The sequence below is a fragment of the Pseudomonas sp. P5_A2_2 genome (assembly GCF_054177685.1).
The window spans coordinates 1-3602 of sequence record NZ_JBGCUL010000454.1; the positions used below are offsets into that span (position 1 = coordinate 1).

Here is a 3602-nt window from a genome sequence, read left to right on the forward strand (position 1 = left end):
GGTCTACGACGTCCTGCATGCGCTGATCGAAGGCGATGCCAAGGCGTTGCTCGAAGCCGTCCGCCACCTGGCCGAGCAAGGCCCGGACTGGAATGGCGTGCTTTCGGAAATTCTCAATGTGCTGCACCGCGTTGCCATCGCCCAGGCCTTGCCGGAAGGCGTCGATAACGGTCACGGCGACCGTGATCGCGTGCTGGCGCTGGCCCAGGCGTTGCCGGCCGAAGACGTGCAGTTCTACTACCAGATGGGCCTGATCGGCCGCCGCGACCTGCCGCTGGCGCCGGATCCCCGGGGCGGTTTTGAAATGGTGCTGCTGCGGATGCTGGCGTTCCGGCCTGCAGACACCGCGGATGCCCCGAGGCAACCGCTAAAGCCAGTGGGGATCAGCCAGGCCACAGTTGATTCCGCAAACTCAGTGGCTGCCGCGCCGGTTGTTGCGCCGGTAGTTGCTGCGGCCGTTGCACCGATAGCGGCTGCGCCAGTGGCGGCGCCTGCATCTGCACCGGAACCGGTAGCGCCGGCCGTTGTGCCAGAACCTGCGCCTGTGGTTGAAGCGGTCGTGGTCGAAGAGGTGGTCGACCTGCCGTGGAATGACCCGGTCGAGCCGGCGCCCGTTCAGCAACCGGCGGTGGAGCCGGTGCTGGAAACTGCCRGCGAACAACCCGAATTACCGCCGATGCCGTTGCCGACGCCGGACAGCGTGGTGCCGGACGCGCCTGAATGGGCTGCCGCGCCGATCCCGGAACCTTCGGTGGCCGACGTCGATGTCGCGACGCCGGGCATGGATCTGGATGACGAGCCGCCGCTGGACGAGGATTACATCGAGCCGGACATGGATTCGGCCTACAGTTACCTCGACGAGCTGGCCAGCGAGCATGCCGCCGACCCGGTTCCGGAGCCCGAGCCTGAGCCCGCGGCAATGCCGGCCACCGGTCTGGCCCTGCAATGGCTGGAGCTGTTCCCGAAATTGCCGATCTCCGGCATGACCGGCAGTATCGCCGCCAACTGCACGCTGATCGCGGTGGATGGCGACAATTGGCTGATGCACCTGGACCCGGCCCACAGTGCCTTGTTCAACGCCACTCAGCAGCGTCGCCTGAACGATGCGCTGAACCAGTATCATCAGCGCACACTGACCCTGAGCATCGAGCTGATCAAGCCAGAGCAGGAAACCCCGGCACAAGCGGCTTCGCGCCGCCGCGTCAACCGTCAGCGCGAGGCGGAGGAATCGATCCACGGTGATCCGTTCATCCAGCAAATGATGCAGCAGTTCGGTGCGGTGGTCCGTAACGATACTATTGAACCTGTCGACGCCCTGGTCACTCAGGGCTAATAACTGAAGGCGTTTGGCCGCATGGGCCGGGCGCTGTTTTAATCCAAGTACTTTTGAGGTGATTACCATGATGAAAGGTGGCATGGCCGGCCTGATGAAGCAGGCGCAGCAGATGCAGGAAAAAATGGCCAAGATGCAGGAAGAACTGGCCAACGCCGAAGTCACCGGTAAGGCCGGTGGCGATATGGTCACCGTGGTGATGACCGGTCGTCATGACGTCAAGAGCGTGACCATCGACCCAAGCCTGGTCGAAGGCATGAGCGAAGACGACAAGGAAATGCTCGAAGCGGTCATCGCATCCGCGGTCAACGATGCCGTGCGCAAGATCGAAGCCAACAGCCAGGACAAGATGGGCAGCATGACTGCCGGCATGCAACTGCCGCCGGGCATGAAACTGCCATTCTGATTCGCCTTCAGGCGGCAGATGAGTTACAAAAATGCCAGGCATAACGCCTGGCATTTTTGTTTCTGGCATTGGAAATGTGGTGTTTGAAATGCCGTCATCGCGGGCAAGTCGAATCGTCGCACCGCCGCTCCCACAGTGGATTTGTGTACGGCGAGAATCCCCTGTGGGAGCGGCGGTGCGACGATTCGACTTGCCCGCGATGAAGTCGCCCAGGTGCAACTGAATAAACATCGAACGCCATACCGCCACAAAGGTCTGCTCCCTATATCACCGAGTTCCATCGATCACAGGAGACGCTGCCATGTCCGACCCCATGCCCCTCAATCAACGCATTGTCCTGGCTTCACGTCCGATAGGCGCGCCAACGCCGGAAAACTTCCGCATGGAGCGGGTGGCGCTGCCGGATCTGGCCGACGGTCAGGTGCTGCTCAAGACCGTTTTCCTGTCGCTGGATCCCTACATGCGCGGACGCATGAGTGACGCACCGTCCTACGCAGCACCGGTGGAAATTGGCGAAGTCATGACCGGCGGCGCTGTCAGCCGGGTCGAGCGCTCGCTCAATCCGAAGTTTCAGGAAGGTGATCTGGTGGTCGGTGCCACCGGTTGGCAGAGCCACAGCATCAATGACGGGCGCAGCATCATCCCGGTGCCGTCGGGGCTGCCAAGTGCTTCGATGGCCCTTGGGGTACTGGGTATGCCGGGCATGACCGCGTACATGGGCCTGATGGACATCGGCCAGCCGAAGGCCGGCGAAACCCTGGTGGTTGCAGCGGCCTCCGGCGCGGTGGGCTCGGTGGTCGGCCAGGTGGCGAAGATCAAGGGCTTGCGCGTGGTCGGTGTGGCGGGTGGAGCGAAAAAGTGCCGTTATGTGGTCGAAGAGTTGGGTTTCGATGCCTGCATCGACCACAGGAGCCCGGACTTTGCTGACGAGCTGGCGCAGGCCTGTCCCAAGGGGGTCGATATCTACTATGAAAACGTCGGCGGCAAGGTATTTGACGCCGTAGTGCCGTTGCTCAATCCCAAGGCGCGGATTCCACTCTGCGGCCTGATTGCCTCCTATAACGCCTATGAAGCGCCGAGCGGGCCGGATCGCCTGCCACTGTTGCAGCGCACACTGTTGACCAAGCGGGTGCGCATCCAGGGCTTCATCGTGTTCGATGACTATGGTGATCGCCAGCCGGAATTCCTCAGTGCCATGGCGCCCTGGGTACGCGATGGCAAGGTGAAGTTCCGCGAAGACGTGGTCGATGGCCTGGAGCAGGCGCCTGATGCGTTCATCGGCATGCTGGAAGGGCGCAACTTCGGTAAATTGGTGGTTCGGGTTGCCCGTGACTGAGTAATTGACGCTGCAATTTGACGCTCAACCGGGGCGCGGGTATAAACCGCGTCTCGTTGTTTTGTCGGACTTTTCCACCATGAGCTTCAGCCCTTTGATTCGCCAACTGATCGACGCCCTGCGAATTTTGCCCGGTGTGGGTCAGAAAACCGCTCAGCGCATGGCGTTGCAGTTGCTCGAGCGTGACCGCAGTGGCGGCTCACGACTGGCGCTGGCCCTGAGCCAGGCCATGGAAGGGGTCGGTCACTGCCGCTTGTGCCGTACGCTGACCGAAGATGATCTCTGCCCGCAATGCGCCGATACCCGTCGCGACGACACCTTGCTCTGCGTGGTGGAAGGCCCGATGGACGTCTATGCGGTGGAGCAGACTGGTTTCCGCGGGCGTTATTTCGTGCTCAAGGGGCATCTGTCGCCGCTCGACGGTCTGGGGCCGGAAGCCATCGGCATTCCGCAATTGATGGCACGGATCGAAGAAGCCGGCACTTTCACCGAAGTCATCCTGGCCACCAACCCGACCGTGGAAGGTG

Annotated in this window: 4 protein-coding genes; all 4 read left to right on the top strand. The window is 62.1% G+C overall.

Annotation, left to right across the window (positions count from 1 at the left end):
• Positions 1 to 1333, top strand: a 1333-nt coding sequence (locus ACXRVY_RS20290; protein ID WP_458238083.1) for a DNA polymerase III subunit gamma/tau C-terminal domain-containing protein, incomplete at its 5' end; no start/stop codon positions are given.
• A gap of 67 nt (positions 1334 to 1400) precedes the next feature.
• Positions 1401 to 1739, top strand: a complete 339-nt coding sequence (locus ACXRVY_RS20295; protein ID WP_007971455.1) for a YbaB/EbfC family nucleoid-associated protein — start codon at positions 1401 to 1403, stop codon at positions 1737 to 1739.
• A gap of 301 nt (positions 1740 to 2040) precedes the next feature.
• Positions 2041 to 3075 carry an NADP-dependent oxidoreductase gene (locus ACXRVY_RS20300; protein WP_223462359.1) on the top strand — a complete coding sequence of 345 codons (1035 nt, stop codon included), beginning with the start codon at positions 2041 to 2043 and terminating at the stop codon, positions 3073 to 3075.
• Positions 3076 to 3154: 79 nt separating this feature from the next.
• The coding region (gene recR, locus ACXRVY_RS20305; protein WP_458238084.1) for a recombination mediator RecR at positions 3155 to 3602 on the top strand (448 nt) is incomplete at its 3' end.